The sequence below is a fragment of the Streptomyces sp. NPDC060198 genome (genome assembly GCF_042728415.1).
Taxonomy (GTDB): Bacteria; Actinomycetota; Actinomycetes; order Streptomycetales; family Streptomycetaceae; genus Streptomyces.
In genome coordinates this window covers 1-15,607 of record NZ_JBHWZJ010000164.1, presented here as the reverse complement: position 1 = coordinate 15,607, position 15,607 = coordinate 1, and the positions used below count along the sequence as shown (strand labels likewise).

General features: G+C 74.1%; 16 protein-coding genes. 5 read left to right on the top strand and 11 right to left on the bottom strand.

The genetic code is table 11. The annotated features are described in order from the left end of the window. Positions 1 to 58 precede the first annotated feature (58 nt). From ACFWEP_RS20325 to ACFWEP_RS20295, 7 genes are all read right to left on the bottom strand, one after another. Entirely contained in the window at positions 59 to 496 is a 438-nt protein-coding gene (locus ACFWEP_RS20325) for a transglycosylase SLT domain-containing protein (RefSeq protein WP_387371679.1), read from the bottom strand. A 269-nt stretch (positions 497 to 765) separates the two neighbouring features. Continuing rightward, a complete protein-coding gene (locus tag ACFWEP_RS20320) occupies positions 766 to 1,680 on the bottom strand; it encodes an ECF transporter S component (protein ID WP_387371678.1) in 915 nt (304 codons plus the stop codon). Then, the gene (locus ACFWEP_RS20315; RefSeq protein ID WP_387371677.1) at positions 1,677 to 3,440 is read right to left on the bottom strand and encodes an ABC transporter ATP-binding protein; all 1,764 of its coding nucleotides are present in this window, start codon (positions 3,438 to 3,440) and stop codon (positions 1,677 to 1,679) included. The genes ACFWEP_RS20320 and ACFWEP_RS20315 overlap by 4 nt, the downstream gene beginning before the upstream one ends. Next, positions 3,437 to 4,594: an energy-coupling factor transporter transmembrane protein EcfT gene (locus ACFWEP_RS20310; RefSeq protein ID WP_387371676.1), complete on the bottom strand. Its 1,158-nt coding sequence runs from the start codon at positions 4,592 to 4,594 to the stop codon at positions 3,437 to 3,439. Before ACFWEP_RS20310 ends, ACFWEP_RS20315 begins: the two co-directional genes overlap by 4 nt. Further along, complete coding sequence (locus ACFWEP_RS20305; protein WP_387371675.1) at positions 4,591 to 5,316, bottom strand: SCO2322 family protein; 726 nt, start codon at positions 5,314 to 5,316, stop codon at positions 4,591 to 4,593. The genes ACFWEP_RS20310 and ACFWEP_RS20305 overlap by 4 nt, the downstream gene beginning before the upstream one ends. Beyond that, positions 5,313 to 6,587, bottom strand: coding sequence for a prenyltransferase/squalene oxidase repeat-containing protein (locus ACFWEP_RS20300; RefSeq protein ID WP_387371674.1), 1,275 nt, complete (start codon positions 6,585 to 6,587; stop codon positions 5,313 to 5,315). Before ACFWEP_RS20300 ends, ACFWEP_RS20305 begins: the two co-directional genes overlap by 4 nt. Positions 6,588 to 6,898: 311 nt before the next feature. Next, complete coding sequence (locus ACFWEP_RS20295; RefSeq protein ID WP_387371673.1) at positions 6,899 to 7,489, bottom strand: TetR family transcriptional regulator; 591 nt, start codon at positions 7,487 to 7,489, stop codon at positions 6,899 to 6,901. Positions 7,490 to 7,659: 170 nt separating this feature from the next. Between ACFWEP_RS20295 and ACFWEP_RS20290 the strand changes: the two genes are divergently transcribed. From ACFWEP_RS20290 to ACFWEP_RS20280, 3 genes are all read left to right on the top strand, one after another. After that, complete coding sequence (locus ACFWEP_RS20290) at positions 7,660 to 8,973, top strand: glycosyltransferase family 4 protein (RefSeq protein ID WP_387371672.1); 1,314 nt, start codon at positions 7,660 to 7,662, stop codon at positions 8,971 to 8,973. A gap of 76 nt (positions 8,974 to 9,049) precedes the next feature. Beyond that, positions 9,050 to 9,781 carry a class I SAM-dependent methyltransferase gene (locus ACFWEP_RS20285; protein ID WP_328722008.1) on the top strand — a complete coding sequence of 244 codons (732 nt, stop codon included), beginning with the start codon at positions 9,050 to 9,052 and terminating at the stop codon, positions 9,779 to 9,781. Next, the gene (locus ACFWEP_RS20280; RefSeq protein WP_387371671.1) at positions 9,778 to 10,851 is read left to right on the top strand and encodes a prenyltransferase; all 1,074 of its coding nucleotides are present in this window, start codon (positions 9,778 to 9,780) and stop codon (positions 10,849 to 10,851) included. Before ACFWEP_RS20285 ends, ACFWEP_RS20280 begins: the two co-directional genes overlap by 4 nt. Before the next feature lie 22 nt (positions 10,852 to 10,873). Here the strand turns inward: ACFWEP_RS20280 and ACFWEP_RS20275 are convergent, their stop codons facing one another. After that, the gene (locus ACFWEP_RS20275) at positions 10,874 to 11,167 is read right to left on the bottom strand and encodes a hypothetical protein (RefSeq protein ID WP_387371670.1); all 294 of its coding nucleotides are present in this window, start codon (positions 11,165 to 11,167) and stop codon (positions 10,874 to 10,876) included. A gap of 139 nt (positions 11,168 to 11,306) precedes the next feature. Between ACFWEP_RS20275 and ACFWEP_RS20270 the strand changes: the two genes are divergently transcribed. Both ACFWEP_RS20270 and ACFWEP_RS20265 read left to right on the top strand, forming a co-directional pair. Beyond that, complete coding sequence (locus ACFWEP_RS20270) at positions 11,307 to 11,864, top strand: hypothetical protein (RefSeq protein WP_387371669.1); 558 nt, start codon at positions 11,307 to 11,309, stop codon at positions 11,862 to 11,864. A gap of 135 nt (positions 11,865 to 11,999) precedes the next feature. Further along, positions 12,000 to 12,809, top strand: coding sequence for a maleylpyruvate isomerase family mycothiol-dependent enzyme (locus tag ACFWEP_RS20265; RefSeq protein WP_387371668.1), 810 nt, complete (start codon positions 12,000 to 12,002; stop codon positions 12,807 to 12,809). 95 nt (positions 12,810 to 12,904) lie between these two features. Here the strand turns inward: ACFWEP_RS20265 and ACFWEP_RS20260 are convergent, their stop codons facing one another. The 3 genes from ACFWEP_RS20260 to ACFWEP_RS20250 form a co-directional block, all read right to left on the bottom strand. After that, entirely contained in the window at positions 12,905 to 13,723 is an 819-nt protein-coding gene (locus ACFWEP_RS20260; protein WP_387371667.1) for a hypothetical protein, read from the bottom strand. 202 nt (positions 13,724 to 13,925) lie between these two features. Beyond that, the gene (locus tag ACFWEP_RS20255; protein ID WP_387371666.1) at positions 13,926 to 14,843 is read right to left on the bottom strand and encodes an N-acetylmuramoyl-L-alanine amidase; all 918 of its coding nucleotides are present in this window, start codon (positions 14,841 to 14,843) and stop codon (positions 13,926 to 13,928) included. A gap of 23 nt (positions 14,844 to 14,866) precedes the next feature. Beyond that, a complete protein-coding gene (locus ACFWEP_RS20250; protein ID WP_387371680.1) occupies positions 14,867 to 15,454 on the bottom strand; it encodes a class I SAM-dependent methyltransferase in 588 nt (195 codons plus the stop codon). Between the last annotated feature and the right edge of the window lie 153 nt (positions 15,455 to 15,607).

The window sequence follows — 15,607 nt, the reverse complement described above, 5'->3', positions numbered from 1 at the left end:
CCTCGGTGAAAGAGGTCCCGGCCCGGGCTTCGTCACGCGGGCTGCTGGGCGGGCCGGCTCAGTACCAGCTGTTGGCCTGCCAGAAGTCCCAGGCGCCGCACGGGCTGCCGTAGCGCTCGTTCATGTAGTTCAGACCCCACTTGATCTGCGTGGCGGGGTTGGTCTGCCAGTCGGAACCGGCGGAGGACATCTTGGAGGCGGGCAGGGCCTGGACCAGGCCGTACGCGCCGGAGGAAGCGTTGGTGGCGCTCGGGTTCCAGCCGCTCTCGTGCGAGACGATGTTGCTGAAGCACTGGAACTGGGCGCTGTCACCGATCATCTGCTTCGCCGTGGCCTGCGCGGAGGACGCTGCGGTCGTCGCGGTGGGCGTGGCGGCGGACGCCGTACCGGCGCCGAGGGCCAGACCACTGCCACCGAGGAGTACGGCGGCACCGGCGAGGACGGTCTTGCGGCCTGCGATACGGGGCTGGGCGAGGAAACGACTGGCGAACGACACGTAGAAACCTAACGTCGGGGGCAGGTGGCGTCGCGGGCCGGTTCTGTGAGTGATCCGGGCGTCCCCACCTGGGCCCTGGTGACCTGATGACGGTCGAGCGGGCCACCGAGGTGTTCGGCGACGAGAACCATGGTTAGCCCCGCCGTCCGGCGGATGCAATGACCCCCCGCAGGCCCCCCGTACGACCCGCACTCGGACTCCGGGCCCTAGGTCCCGAACCCGGACATACGGGAGTCGAGCCAGGTCGAAGGGGTCGTGCGGGGGCGGGTTCAGACCTCGGCGTCTCTACTATCCGGCTTGGGGGAGGACCAAGTACCTGTGGCTGTCCTCACTCCGCCGGGACCCTCGAATGTGACCCGGGCCTCGAAGGAGGCACGCCGTGTCGCGCGGCGGAGTGCCCGCAGGAGCACCGGCCCCACGGCGAGCGTCAGCACCACGGTCAGGGCCGCCCGGCCCAGGTCCCAGCCGAGCGAGGTGGTCAGGCAGTACGCCAGGAAGCGGACCAGGTTCTCGTGCACCGGGTCGCCCGCCACGAAGGAGATGCCCGAGCCGAGGCCGGGCACGATCGTCCAGCCGTAGAGGTTCATCACCGTGCCGTAGAGCAGCGAGGCCAGCGCGCCGTACGCCGCGAGCAGAGCGGTCTCCGCCCTGCCGCGCAGCCGCTCCGGCCCCGGCAGGAGCCCCGCGCCCATGGTGAACCAGGCCATCGACAGCATCTGGAACGGCATCCACGGCCCCACCCCGCCGGTGAGCAGCGCCGACGCGAACATCGTCACCGCGCCCAGCACGAAGCCGAAGCCGGGCCCGAGCACCCGCCCGCTGAGCACCATCAGGAAGAACATCGGTTCCAGCCCGGCCGTCCCCGCGCCCAGCGGGCGCAGGGCGGCGCCGACCGCCGCGAGCACCCCGAGCATCGCGACCGCCTTCGCGTCAAGGCCGGCGTCCGCGATCGTCGCCACGGCCACCGCCACCAGCAGCGGCAGCAGTGCGCCGAACAGCCAGGGCGCGTCCGCCGCATGGGCGGTGCCGAACGAGGGCCCGGCGAGCAGCGGCCAGCCGAAGGCCGCCACCCCCACCGCGCTCACCAGCACCAGCGCCACGACCGAACGCGGCCCCAGCCGGACCGCACGGGCCGGGCGGACCTGCTCGGCCTTCTCGCCGTCCGGGAGCGTGATGCCGGTCATGCGCCTGCCTCCAGCGCCGTGCGGACCTGGCTCACGGTGAGCCACTCCTGCGGGGCGAGGATCTTCGCCGTCTGCGGGGCGTACGCGGGGGAGGAGACCACGACCTGCCGGGTCGGGCCGTCCGCGACGACCTCCCCGCCGGCCAGGATCACCACCCGGTCCGCGAGTTCCGCCGCCAGCTCCACGTCGTGGGTGGCCAGGACGATCGCGTGCCCCTCGGCCGCCAGCGAGCGGAGCACCCCGACAAGCCGGGACTTGGCCGCGTAGTCGAGACCCCGGGTCGGCTCGTCCAGCAGGATCAGCGGCGGTCGCGCGGTGAGGACGAGGGCCAGTGCCAGGGTCAGCCGCTGGCCCTCGGAGAGGTCGCGGGGGTGGGTGCCGTCCGGCACTCCGGGCAGCAGACGGGAGACGAGGGCCCGGCAGCTGCCCGCCGGAGCGCCCGCGTCGGCGTCGGCCGCCGCGCACTCGGCGGCGACCGTCTCCGCGTACAGCAGGTCGCGGGGCTCCTGCGGCACCAGCCCGACCCGGCGCACCATCGTGCGCGGGTCCGTACGGGACGGCTCCAGGCCGCCCACCCGGACCCGCCCGGCGGTGGGCGGGACCATGCCGACGAGCGCCCCGAGCAGGGTGGACTTCCCGGCGCCGTTGCGGCCCATCAGGGCCACGGTCTCGCCGGCCCGGACGTCCAGGGTCACCGCGCGCAGCGCCTCCACCCGGCCGCGCCGCACCCCGAGTCCCTCGGTCCGGGCCAGGGGCTCCGCGGGGCCGGGAACGGCCGCGGGGCCGGTGGCACGTGCCCGGCGCGCACGCCGGAGTCCGAAGAGACCGGTACGCGGCGCGGGCGCCGGAGCGGGATTCCATGAAGCGGGAGCGTGCGCGCCGTCCGCGCCGGGCGCGAGGTCCGCAGGCCGTACGGACGACGGCGCCGGACCTGCGGGCGACCGGTCGGCCAGCCGCTCCCGCAGTCCGTCCGCCCGCCGCCTCGCGTCGCGTACGGAGAGCGGCAGCGGGTCCCAGCCCGCCAGCAGCCCCAGTTCGGCGACGGGCGGCCGGACCGGCGAGACGGCCATGACCTGTGCCGGTGCGCCGACGATCGGCGCGGCACCGGGCGCGGGCAGCAGCACGACCCGGTCCGCGTACTGCACCACGCGCTCCAGCCGGTGCTCGGCCATCAGCACGGTCGTGCCCAGGTCGTGCACGAGGCGCTGGAGCACCGCGAGGACCTCCTCGGCCGCCGCCGGGTCCAGCGCCGAGGTCGGTTCGTCGAGCACCAGCACCTTCGGGTGCGGGGTCAGCACCGAACCGATCGCGACCCGCTGCCGCTGGCCGCCGGAGAGCGTGGCGATCGGCCTCTCCCGCAGCTCCGCGAGCCCCAGCAGATCGAGGGTCTCCTCCACCCGGCGGCGCATCACGTCCGGGGCGAGCCCCAACGACTCCATGCCGTAGGCGAGTTCGTCCTCCACGGTGTCGGTCACGAAGTGCGCGGACGGGTCCTGGCCCACCGTGCCCACCAGATCGGCGAGTTCACGCGGCTTGTGGGTGCGTGTGTCCCGCCCGCCGACCGTCACCCGGCCGCTCAGCGTTCCGCCGGTGAAGTGCGGCACCAACCCCGGGACCGCGCCGAGCAGCGTCGACTTGCCGACCCCGGAAGGGCCGACCAGCAGCACCAGCTCCCCTTCGGGCACGGTCAGATCGACGCCCGACAGGGTGGGTCCGGCCGCGCCCTCGTACCGCAGGGAGACCTGCTCGAACCGGATCACTGGTCCTCCTTCGGATACGGCGGCACGGCAGCCGGACGCGGCGGCACGGGGGCGGCGAACGCGGGCAGCAGCCCGATCAGGATGCCCGCGGCGGGCCACAGCGGCAGCACCGGCGGGGCCGGCGGGACGACGCCGGGCCGCAGCGCCGCCGGGTCCACCGAACCCGCCCGGATCATCACCGCGGCCACCAGCACGCCCGACCCCGCCACCAGCCAGGCCCGCGCGTCCCAGCGGTCGGGCCGGTACCGGGTGCGCACCGAGCGCCGCCCGCCGAGACGCAGCCCGGTCATCGCCGCGACGAGGCCCGCCAGCAGCAGCGGCAGTCCGTAGACCGCGCCCTCCGCGGCGAGCAGCCCGTACGTACCGGCGCACACCCCCAGCAGACCGCCGAGGGTGAGGACGTTCGTGGTGTGCCGGACGCGGGCGGGCACCCGGGCGGTCCGTCCGTAGCCGCGCGCGTCCATCGAGGCGGCCACCGCCACCGAGCGTTCCAGCGCGCCCTCCAGCACCGGCAGACCGATCTGGGCGACCGCCCGGACGCCGCCGGTGGGGCGGCCCCGCAGCCGCCGGGCGGTGCGCAGCCGCGCCACGTCCGCGACCATGTTCGGCGCGAACGTCATGGCGACGACGACCGCGACCCCCGCCTCGTACAGCGCGCCCGGCAGCGACTTCAGCAACCGGGCGGGACTGGCGAGGGAGTTGGCCGCGCCGACACAGATCAGCAGGGCGGCCATCCGTGCCCCGTCGTACAGCGAGAAGAGCATCTGCTCCCCGGTCACCCGGCCGCCGATCCGGACGCCCTCGGCCCAACCGGGCAGCGGCACCTCGGGGAGCGTCAAGAGGGTGTGCGTGCCCGGGATCGACGACCCCAGGAACGCCGAGAACAGCAGCCGCACCCCGACGACGAACAGACCCAGCTTGACGAACGCACCGTACGAACGGGCCCACGGCGCGTCCGTACGCCGTGCGGCCACCACGTAACCCGCCACCGCCACCAGCAGCCCGAGCAGCAGCGGGTTGGTGGTGCGGGACGCGGCGGTCGCCAGACCCAGCGCCCACAGCCACCACGCGCCGGCGGGCAGCGCGTTGCTCCGGTGCGCCCCGGGCGCGCGCAGCCCGCGCAGGCGTCCCGTGGCGGCGGGAAGGCGGCTCATCGCCGGCGGCGGGCCTGGAAGACGGCGCCGGCGCCGAGGACCACGACGGCACCGATCCCGGCGAGCACGCCGACGGACGGACCACCACCGTCACCGTCCGCCGACCCGCCGGCCGAAGTCGCCGGAGAACTCGCGGAGGTCGCCGTCCCGGTGGGCGCCGATGACGTGTCGCCCGCGATCTGCTCGCCGCAGCCGCTCTCCGGATAGCCGGAGATGGCGCAGAGCAGCGCCGCGCTGTCGTACCGCAGCGGCTTCGCGACCGAGGCCAGCGCCTCGGCGGTGCTCGCGTCCGGGGCGACCCGGGCGCAGGCGGTGCGCGGCGCGGGCGGCTGCTCCCCGGCGGGGGCGTCAGCCGCCGTACCGGGGTCGATGACCAGGGCCACGCGCTTGCTGCCGTCCTTCGCGGGGGTGCTCCCGCAGACGGCGGCGAAGTCGGGGGCGCGGCGCGGCTGGGCCGCGTCGCCGGAGTCCTCGCTCACCGCGAACCGGAAGCCCTGGACCGCCCCGTCGTCGGGGCGGACGAGGGACGGCCCCTGGGTGGCGTACGTCCACCGCGTCCCGTCGCCCTCCCAGAAGGACCAGTAGCGGTACCCGGCGGCCTGCGCGGTGCCCGTGACGCAGAGCGACACGGCCGCCGCGAGCGCGGTCAGCAGGGCGAGCGCCACCGCACGGCGGACGCGGCTTCGTCGCGGCGGCCGGCTCAGGAGCCCGGGGGCGGTCACCGGCCGCCCTTGTCCTTGCGCCGGTTGCTGAGCAGGAAGCCGATACCGGCGCCGAAGGCCAGGCCGATGCCCACCAGCCACCACACACTGACCCCGGAGTCGTCGTCGGTGGCGGCGGCGGAGGCGGAGGCGGGGGTCGGAGTGGGCGAGGGGACGGCGGTCGCGGCGGGCGTCGGGCCGGTGGCGTTGAGCCGGGCGACGAGGTCGGTGCCGCCGAAGTCGCGGGCGTCGGTGCCGGTCGCGTGCGCCGCGAGGACCAGCTGCGCGTACGCGGCGGGGCCGGACTGCTTCGCCCAGGCGCCGGAGTTCTTCTCCAGCCAGGCCACGGCGGAGGCGGCCTTGTCGCGGTGGCCGGAGGCGGCGAGCGCCACGACGGCGTCGGCGGTGTTGCCGAAGTCGGGCTGCGGGTCGGTCGTCTCGGCTCCCGGCATGGGCGCCTGGTCGAGGTGACCGGAGGCGGCGAGAGCGGTGGTCAGCCAGTGCGCGCCGTTCTGGGCGACCTGCTCGGTGGTGAGGCCGGTGCCGGTGGTGCAGACGGGGGCCTTGCCGGCGTTGGAGCTGCCGGCCGCCAGACCCTTGCCCATGGTGCCGAGCACCGCCGCCGCCGTGGCGTCCGCGTTGGCGGCCAGCGCGCCCTTCTTGTCCGGCTGGTAGGCGAACGCGCCGCCGTCCTCGTCGCCGCAGGGCAGCGCGAGGCCGCGCAGCAGGTCGTACGGGGTGTGTCCGGCCGCCGAGGTCACGTCGGCCAGCTTCTTGCCCGCGCGGGCGAAGGCACCGGCGACTATCGCGGTCGAGTTCGCGTCGCTCGGGCTGCCGGCGGAGTAACCCCAGCCGCCGTCGTCGTTCTGCACGGACGCCAGCCAGTCGATGCCGTTCTCCACGGCCGCCTTCTCGCCCGTCAGCTCGGCGAGCGCCTGCACGGCGGCGGCGGTGGCGTTGGTGTCCGTCATCGTCTTGGCGTCGCACGGCTCGCGGAAGTCGCGGTACGAGGCGAAGGCACCGCTGTCGCACTGCTGGAGCTTCAGCCAGTTCACCGCCTCCACGGACGGGGTGACGTACTCGATCTTCTGGGCCAGGAAGGCCAGCGACTGGCGCCAGACACCGTCGTACGTCGGGTCCGAGGTGCCGTACAGCCCGGCGTGCGGGTCGGAGGGCACGGTGGGGGAGGCGGAGGGCGACGGACTGGAGGAGTCCGCCAGCGCCGCCGGGGCGGCGAACGCCAGGAGCACGGCGGTGGACGCGAGCGCGGCTGCGCTGCGGCGTACGGTCATGACTGGCGAGGGCCTCTCCTGCGGGGGCCGGGCGCGGGCACGTGTCCGTGCCGGGCTCGGCTCCGTCTGTGGCGACGGATGCGGGCCACCGGACGTCCCGGCGGCATCGGCCGTTCCTGCCCGCGCACCGGACCCCGCCCGCGGCGCGGGCGGTTCACGGACGGCTACGGCCCGGTGAGGACCGGGGCCGGGCGGGGGATGCGGTACCGGTTCGGTCCGGATTCCCCCGTACGGGCGTGATGAACGACGGGTTCACTCTACCGGGGGAGCCGAGGCCGGCCCCGAGGCCGGTCGCCCGGAGGGCCCGCAGGTCACGGGTCGAGCAGTCGGCAGACCGTCTCGATGTCGGTGCGCACCTGCCCCGCCGGGGCGCGGCCGGAGAGCCAGGAAGCGAGGGTGCAGTGCCAGGTGTGTTCGACCACCCGCACCGCCGACAGCTGTCCGGCGTCCGGGTCCGTCAGTCCCGCCGCGTCCAGGACGATCTCCCGGACCAGCCGGGAGACCGCGTCCGTCTCGGCGCCCACGCTCCGGTCGGCGAACGTCCAGGCCCGCAGCATGGCGTCCGCCAGCTCCGGTTCGCGGCGCAGCGCCCCGAAGGCGCGCAGCAGGGTCGTGGCGGCCCGCTCGCCGGGGGTGTGCCCGGCCGGCGGGTGGTCGGCCAGCGTGGTGCGGAGTAGCCGCAGCCGGTCGTGGAGGGTGGCGACCAGCAGGTGCACCTTGGACGGGAAATAGCGGTAGAGGGTGCCGAGGGCGACTCCGGCGGCTTCCGCGACCTCCCGCATCTGGACGGCCTCGAAGCCGCCCCGCCCGGCGAGTTCCGCGGTGGCGTCCAGGATGCGGGCGCGGCGGGCCCGCTGGCCCGCGGTGAGGGGGAGTGCCGGCGGCCGGGCGTCAGCGGTCATGGGCACCCTCTTCCCCTCCGTGCCGTGGCGCGAATCACCTGATCCGGTCGTCGCGTCGACGCTACCTGCCGGTAGATTCGATCCTCATTGGACGGGCCGGTCTGAAACTTGTTCCAGATTATCGGCAGCGGTTACGCTCCGGCGAAACGCAGTGACGAAGGGGGCCGCGAGTGACCGCTGAGGCCATGAGGACGGACCCCGGCGCGGGACACGGCGCCACCGCCGGGCCGGACGACCGCCCGCTGCGGATCGCCCTCCTCACGTACAAGGGCAACCCGTTCTGCGGCGGCCAGGGCGTCTACGTGCGCCACCTCGGCCGGGAACTGGCGCGCCTGGGCCACAGCGTCGAGGTGATCGGCGCGCAGCCCTACCCGGTGCTCGACGAGGGCGTCCCGCTCACCGAACTGCCCAGCCTCGACCTCTACCGGCAGCCCGACCCGTTCCGGACGCCCGGGCGGGGCGAATACCGCGACTGGATCGACCTCGCGGAGGTCGCCACCATGTGGACCGGCGGATTCCCCGAGCCGCTCACCTTCTCGCTGCGGGCCGGACGCCATCTGCGTTCCCGGCGTGGCGAGTTCGACGTGGTCCACGACAACCAGACGCTCGGCTACGGCCTGCTCGGCGACCTCGGCGCCCCGCTCGTCACCACCATCCACCACCCCATCACCGTCGACCGCCGGCTCGACCTGGCCGCCGCGCCGACCCGCCTGCGCGCCCTCTCCGTACGCCGCTGGTACGGCTTCACCCGCATGCAGAAGCGCGTCGCCCGCCGGATGCCGCACGTCCTCACCGTCTCGGGCTCGTCCCGTCAGGAGATCGTCGACGACCTCGGGGTGCGCCCCGACCGCGTCGACGTCGTCCACATCGGCGCCGACACCGACCTCTGGTCGCCCGACCCGTCGGTCCGCGAGGTGCCCGGCCGGATCGTCACCACCTCCAGCGCCGACGTCCCGCTCAAGGGGCTCGTCCACCTCGTGGAAGCGCTCGGCAAGGTCCGGGCCGGCCACCCCGACGCCCACCTCGTCGTCGTCGGCAAGCGCGCCGAGGACGGCCCCGTGGCCCGGGCCATCGAACGCCTCGGCCTCGCGGACGCCGTCGAGTTCGTCAAGGGCATCAGCGACGCCGAACTCGTCGACCTGGTGCGCGGCGCGCAGGTCGCCTGCGTCCCCTCGCTGTACGAAGGGTTCTCGCTGCCCGCCGCCGAGGCGATGGCCACCTCCACCCCGCTCGTCGCCACCACCGGCGGCGCGATCCCCGAAGTCACCGGCCGCGACGGGGAGACCTGCCTCGCCGTGCCCCCCGGTGACCCCGACGCGCTCGCCACCGCCCTCACCCGGATGCTGGACGACCCGGAGCTGCGCGCCCGGCTCGGCGCGGCCGGGCGCGCCCGGGTACTGGCCAACTTCACCTGGGCCAGGGCGGCGGCCGGCACCGCCGACCTGTACCGCCGGGCCATCGCCGCCCGGGGCGTCCGCAGATGACCCCCCGCCACGGCTCAGCCGACTCAGCCCCAGCCCCCGCTCGTGCCCGTACCACCGACCTCGAAGGCAGGCCCCCGTGCTGACCGTCGACTTCACCCGCTTCCCGCTCGCCGCAGGCGACCGTGTGCTCGATCTCGGCTGCGGCGCCGGCCGCCACGCCTTCGAGTGCTACCGGCGCGGTGCCCAGGTCGTGGCCCTGGACCAGAACGGCGAGGAGATCCGCGAGGTCGCCAAGTGGTTCGCCGCGATGAAGGCCGAGGGGGAGGCCCCGGCCGGCGCGACCGCCACCGCCATGGAGGGCGACGCCCTCAACCTGCCCTTCCCCGACGCCTCGTTCGACGTCGTCATCATCTCCGAGGTGATGGAGCACATCCCCGACGACAAGGGCGTCCTCGCCGAGATGGTCCGTGTCCTCAAGCCGGGCGGACGCATCGCGATCACCGTGCCCCGCTACGGCCCCGAGAAGGTCTGCTGGTCCCTCTCCGACGCGTACCACGAGGTCGAGGGCGGCCACATCCGCATCTACAAGGCCGACGAACTGCTCCGCAAGATCCGCGAAGCCGGACTGAAGCCGTACGGCACCCACCACGCCCACGCGCTGCACTCGCCGTACTGGTGGCTCAAATGCGCCTTCGGAGTGGACAACGACAAGGCCCTGCCGGTCCGCGCCTACCACAAGCTGCTGGTGTGGGACATCATGAAGAAGCCCGCGGTGACCCGGGTCGCCGAGCAGCTGCTCAACCCGGTCGTCGGAAAGAGCTTCGTGGCGTACGCGACGAAGCCGCACCTCCCGAAGGCAGAGGCGTGACCCTCCCCGAACGGACCGAACACCTCGTCCTGCCCGGCGTCCTGACGCCGGATCAGGCATCCGCGACCGTCGCCGCACTGCTCGCCGTGCAGTGCGAGGACGGCGCGCTGCCCTGGTTCCGCGGCCATCACCTGGACCCGTGGGACCACACCGAGGCCGCGATGGCCCTCGACGCCGCGGGCCAGCACGAGGCGGCCGAGCGTGCTTATGAATGGCTGGTCCGCAGTCAGAACCAGGACGGTTCCTGGTACGCCGCCTACCACGACGGCGACCCGGAGCGGCCGACCGACCGCGGCCGGGAGTCCAACTTCTGCGCGTACGTGGCCGTCGGCGTCTGGCACCACTACCTCGCCACCGGGGACGACGCGTTCGTCGACCGGATGTGGCCGATGGTCTTCGCCGCGATCGAGTTCGTCCTCGGGCTCCAGCAGCCCGGCGGGCAGATCGGCTGGAAGCGCGAAGCGGACGGCACCGCCGTCACCGACGCGCTGCTGACCGGCTCCTCCTCGGTCCACCACGCCCTGCGCTGCGCCCTCGCACTCGCGGAGCGCCGCGAAGAGCCCCAGCCCGACTGGGAGTTGGCGACCGGGGCGCTGGCCCATGCCATCGTCGCGCACCCGGAGCGCTTCCTCGACAAGGGCCACTACTCGATGGACTGGTACTACCCGGTCCTCGGCGGAGCGGTCACCGGCGCCGAGGCCCAGAAGCGCATGGACGAGCGCTGGGAGGAGTTCGTCGTACCCGGCCTCGGGGTGCGCTGCGTGCTGCCCAACCCCTGGGTCACCGGCGGTGAGAGCTGTGAACTCGCCCTGGCGCTCTGGGTGATGGGTGAATCCGACCGGGCCCTGGAAATCCTCCAGTCCATCCAGCACCTGCGCGAGCCCGGCGGGCTCTACTGGACCGGATACGTCTTCGAGGGCGAACGCGCCTTCTGGCCCGAGGAACTCACCACCTGGACCGCCGGATCACTGCTGCTCGCGGTGGCCGCACTCGGGGGGGACGAGGCGACCACCGCCGTCTTCGGAGGAGAGCGGCTGCCCAGGGGCCTGGAGCCCGACTGCTGCTCCTGACCGGGCCGGGGGCCGCCGGAACTCAACTGCGACGCAGACGGCCCGCCACCGCGTGACCGACGAAGAGGTAGACGGCGGCGGCCAGCCCGTATCCGGCGACCACCCGCGCCCACGCCTCGTCGAAGGTGAACAGGTCGTACGACCAGCCGGCCAGCCATCGGGCGGAATCCTGGACGAACTGCACCAGTTCATTGCCTCTGTTGGCGTCGAACAGGTACATCAGGATCCACAGAATGATGATGAAGGCCATGACGTCCGCGACGACGGCGATCGCACGCCCCGCGGTACTGCTTCCTGAGCCTCGTCTGTAGGACATGCACACCGGATTGCCGCTGTTTCCGGCCTGAAACCCGGACGGCCGAACCCGGTGGCGCCCTTCCGCGCCCCGGGCGAGCCTGGCGGTGAGTGCCGGTATCCGCCGGACGAACCCCGCCGCCCGGTCAGGAGGGCCCGCCGTGCCCCGTCCCGTACCGCCCCGCCGCCTGCCCGCGGTGCTCCTGCTCGTCTGCGCCCTGCTCGTGGGCGCCACCGCCTGCGACAGCGGCAGCGACAAGCAGATGGTCTCCTCCGACGCCTCGATCGTCGCCCCCACGGCGACGGCCGAGAAGCAGCGGCTCGCCAAGACCCGCTTCGTCGCCAACGCGGGTCTCGCGGCCGGCGCCGCGTACCAGTGGATCGTGAAGCCGTACCGCGCGGGCAAGTTCAAGAAGGGTGCGGACGGCCGGACCTTCGCCGTCACCAAGGCGGGCCTCGCGGGCGGGTTCGCGTACAACCGCCTCAAAGCGGCAGCGAACAACGCCAAGGCCGACCCGCTCCTCTCCCAGGCCGTCGCCCCGCTCGCCGCGGGCATCGAATCCCTCAAGGAGCTGGCCACGAAGTTCCGCAAGGGCGAGGCGGGGGACTCCGACATCGGCACCCTCGAAGGCATCATCGACGGCGTGAAGGACGCCGGGAAGAGCGCCGGAGCCCAGGTGACGAACCAGGTGCCCTCGGTGTCCCAACTGGCGGGCTGAACGAACGCCGCAGGCGTCACCGGGGCCGGGCCAGAACCACCGGGAGAAGCGCGCGCGTCCGGGATCGCGGCCTGGCCCGGACGAGGGGGAGCCGGGTCCGCGCACGTCCGACCGGCCGAAACCTAGGATGCCGGGATGACCGCACTCGGCCACGATCGCTACTGCGACGAACTCATCCGCCAGAACGACCTGTTGAGGTCCCTCCTCGACGGGGCGGACCTCGCGGCGAAAGTCCCCACCTGCCCCGAATGGACCCTGCGCGATCTCGCGGTGCACGTCGGCGGGGCCCACCGGTGGGCGGGTGAAATGGTACGGACGGGAGCGAGGGAGGAGCTCGCCGACGAACGGGTCCCCGGCTTCGGGGGGCCGGACCTCGGAGGCCCGGACGGGACGCCGGACGGCGCCGAGTACCGGGCCGCCCTCGACGCATGGCTGACCGAAGGCGCGGCGGCGACGGTGGCGGCGCTGCGGGAGGCCGGTCCGGACGCAGCCGTCTGGAGCTGGGGAGGGGACGCCCGGGCGGCCTTCTGGGCCCGTCGCATGACCCACGAGACCGTGGTGCACCTGGCGGACGCCGCCCTCACCACCGGGGCCGTGTACACCCAGGAGCCGGAGGTCGCCGCCGACACCATCGACGAGTGGCTCTCCATCGTCCTGCACGCCCAGCGGAGCGGCGACCCCGAGGCAGCCGAACTGCGCGGCGGTGGACGCTCCCTGCACCTGCACGCCACCGACCGGCCCGACGTCGGATGGCTCGTCGGGTTCGATGAGGACGGCCTCACCTGGCAGCGCGCCCACGCCGAGGCCACCGTCACCGTGCGGGGCACGCTCACCGACCTGATGCTGCTCATGAACCGCCGCATCGCACCCGGCGCCGAAGGCCTGGAGGTGCTCGGCGAGGCGGCACTGCTGGACTTCTGGCTCGCACGCACGTCCTTCGGGTGAACGGGTCCGCGCATCCCGCGTGTTGACGCAGCGCGAAGGCCCCCGGCCGCTGAACTCCCGCGGTCGGGGGCCTTCGTGGTGTACGGGCGGGCGGATCAGCCGCGCTGGATGCCCGAGGTGTCCTGCAGGACGCCCCGACGGCCGTCCTGCGTCTGCGCGATCAGGGTCTGGCCGCGCTGCTCGACCGCCAGGTACCAGGTACCGGGGGCCAGTTCGGCGATCTGTCCGGACGAACCGTCCTCGCCGTACAGCGGACGGGGCACCGGCACCGCGAACCAGAACGGCGCGAAGTCGGCGGCCGGCGCGGCACCGCCGGACTGCGGGGCCTGGGCGGCCTGCGGGGCCGACTGCGCACCGAACGGCTGGGGCTGGCCGGGCTGCGGCGCCCCGGCCTGCGAGCCGTAGGGCTGCTGGCCCGGGTAGCCGTACCCCTGGCCCTGCGGCTGTGCGCCGTACGGCGACGGGGTGGCCGGAGCCGGCCGGGGGCCGGACGAGAGCGGAGCCTTGAGCGCGGGAACCAGCGGTCCGGCGACCGCCGCACCGGCCAGCACCAGGGTGGCCAGCAGGCCGAGGATCAGCCCGGCACCCGCGTCACCGGCGTCGATGGTCGTCCAGAACGCGGTCCACAGGGCGAAGACGGTCAGGGCCACGCCGAACTGCCCGAGGTCCAGACCGACGATCTTGCGGCCCGGCGTCGAGCGGCTCACGATCAGCAGCGCCGCTCCGATGACACCGGCCAGGAAGATGCTCATGAGGAGCGAGAGGGAATCCCAGGCGCTCGCGCTGTCGAAGCCCGAGCAGTCGACGCCACGGGGGCAGTCGTAACCGGAGAGGTCGAGGAAGGAGGCGATGAACAGCACGACCGCTGCTCCGATCACCACGCCGTCGCCTCTAGTGAGGGATCGGATATTCACGTGAAGGTCCTTAGTCGGTCGTCTCGTCGGGGACGGTCGTCGCTGCGCCAGGGGCTCTCCCGCAGACGCGCCGAGAAGCCCGGGGCGGCTCCCCATCGTACGGATGAATCTATCGTCTGCCCGGGCGGGTTGGCCCCCGGCTTGCAGGACGGGCCGCCATCCCCCCGATATCACCGCAGAGCTACCCCGCCGCAGGGCGGAACTACCCCTTCAGGTACAGGGCGATGCCGTCACTGATCCCCTCGGCGGCCCGCCGGCGCCAGCTCGCGCTCGTCAGCAGAGCGGCGTCCTTCGGATCGCGCATGTTGCCGCACTCGATGAACACCTTCGCAACCGTGGACATGTTCAGCCCGCCGAGATCGTCGCGCACGTCCAACCCCGTTCCGCCACCGATGTAGTTGGACGGCGCGCTCCCGGTGGCCGCCGCGAACCTGCCCGCGATACGGGTCCCCAGGTCCCGCGAGGGGGCCACGATCCGCGAGGTGTCCGCCGCCCCGTCCCGCACCAGTGCGGGCAGGATCACGTGGAACCCCCGGTTGCCCACGGCCGAACCGTCCGCGTGGACGGAGACCACGGCATCGGCCTTCGCCGCGTTGCCGATCCGGGCGCGCTCGTCCACGCACGGGCCGTACGGGCGGTCGTCGTCGTACGTCAGGACCACCTTCGCGCCCTCGGCCTCCAGCAGGTCGCGCATCCGGTGGGCCACGTCCAGCGTGAACCGGGCTTCCGCGTAACCGGCGTCGGTGGACGTCCCGGTCGTGTCGCACTCCTTGTGGCCCGTACCGATGTCCACCTGCCGGGCGATCTCGCGGGTGTGCTCGTGGTTGTGCGGGTTGTGACCGGGGTCGATCACCACCGTGCGGCCCGTGAGCGGACCCTCGGGGGAGGGCTTCGCGCTCCCGTCGGCCGCCGGGGTGGACGTGGCCGCCTTCGGACCGCCGGAAGGCGCGGCGGTCGCCGGGGCCCCGGCGCGCGGCTGCGCCTTCACCTCCGTACCGCCGCACCCGGCGAGGGCGGGCAGGCAGAGGACGGCGAGCGCGGTCAGTCCGGCGGCGCGGACCGGCCGGCGGACCGCGGGGCGTGCGGCGGACGGGGTGGGGGGAACGCTGGTGTACGGCACGCGGGCGATGGTACCGACGGCCCTCAGATCCCCTGGCCCGTACGCCGCAGCACGCGCAGCGAGCCGGTCACCGAGATCTCGGTGAACGCGCCGGAGGCGAGAGCCCGTTGATGCACCCGGTACGGGGCCTGCCCGCCGTCCGCCGGATCGGGGAACACGTCGTGGATCACCAGCAGACCGCCCTCGGCGAGGTGCGGCGCCCAGCCCTCGTAGTCGCCGCTCGCGTGCTCGTCGGTGTGCCCGCCGTCGATGAAGACGAACCCGAGCCGGCCGCCCCAGACCGCCGCGACCTGCGGGGAGCGCCCCACCAGCGCCACCACGTGGTCCTCGAGGCCGGCCGCGTGCAGGGTCCGGCGGAAGGTGGGCAGCGTATCCATCCGGCCCACCTCGGGGTCGACGAGGGACGCGTCGTGGTACTCCCACCCCGGCTGCTGCTCCTCGCTGCCCCGGTGGTGGTCGACCGTGAGCGCGGTCAGCCCCGCGGCACGGGCCGCGTCGGCGAGCAGGACGGTGGAGCGCCCGCAGTAACTGCCGACCTCCAGGAGCGGCAGCCCGAGCCGCGCGGCGTCGGCGGCGGCCGCGTAGAGCGCCAGCCCCTCATGGACCGGCATGAACCCCTTGGCCTCCTCGAAGGCGGCCAGCACCGCTCCCTCGGGGCGGGCGTCGGCATCGGCGACGGGGGCGGCGGACTCGGCGGCCACGGGTTCCTCCAGGCGGTACGGGTGTGTCGACGGCGGCCCCATCGTGCCGCACGCCCCCGCCGC

Bases quoted from the DNA above. Each gene is read 5' to 3' on its own strand.
- ACFWEP_RS20320 (WP_387371678.1), bottom strand. From the start codon at position 1,680: ATGACCGGCATCACGCTCCCGGACGGCGAGAAGGCCGAGCAGGTCCGC.
- ACFWEP_RS20310 (WP_387371676.1), bottom strand. From the start codon at position 4,594: ATGAGCCGCCTTCCCGCCGCCACGGGACGCCTGCGCGGGCTGCGCGCG.
- ACFWEP_RS20300 (WP_387371674.1), bottom strand. From the start codon at position 6,587: ATGACCGTACGCCGCAGCGCAGCCGCGCTCGCGTCCACCGCCGTGCTC.
- ACFWEP_RS20295 (WP_387371673.1), bottom strand. From the start codon at position 7,489: ATGACCGCTGACGCCCGGCCGCCGGCACTCCCCCTCACCGCGGGCCAG.
- ACFWEP_RS20275 (WP_387371670.1), bottom strand. From the start codon at position 11,167: ATGTCCTACAGACGAGGCTCAGGAAGCAGTACCGCGGGGCGTGCGATC.
- ACFWEP_RS20265 (WP_387371668.1), top strand. From the start codon at position 12,000: ATGACCGCACTCGGCCACGATCGCTACTGCGACGAACTCATCCGCCAG.
- ACFWEP_RS20250 (WP_387371680.1), bottom strand. From the start codon at position 15,454: ATGCCGGTCCATGAGGGGCTGGCGCTCTACGCGGCCGCCGCCGACGCC.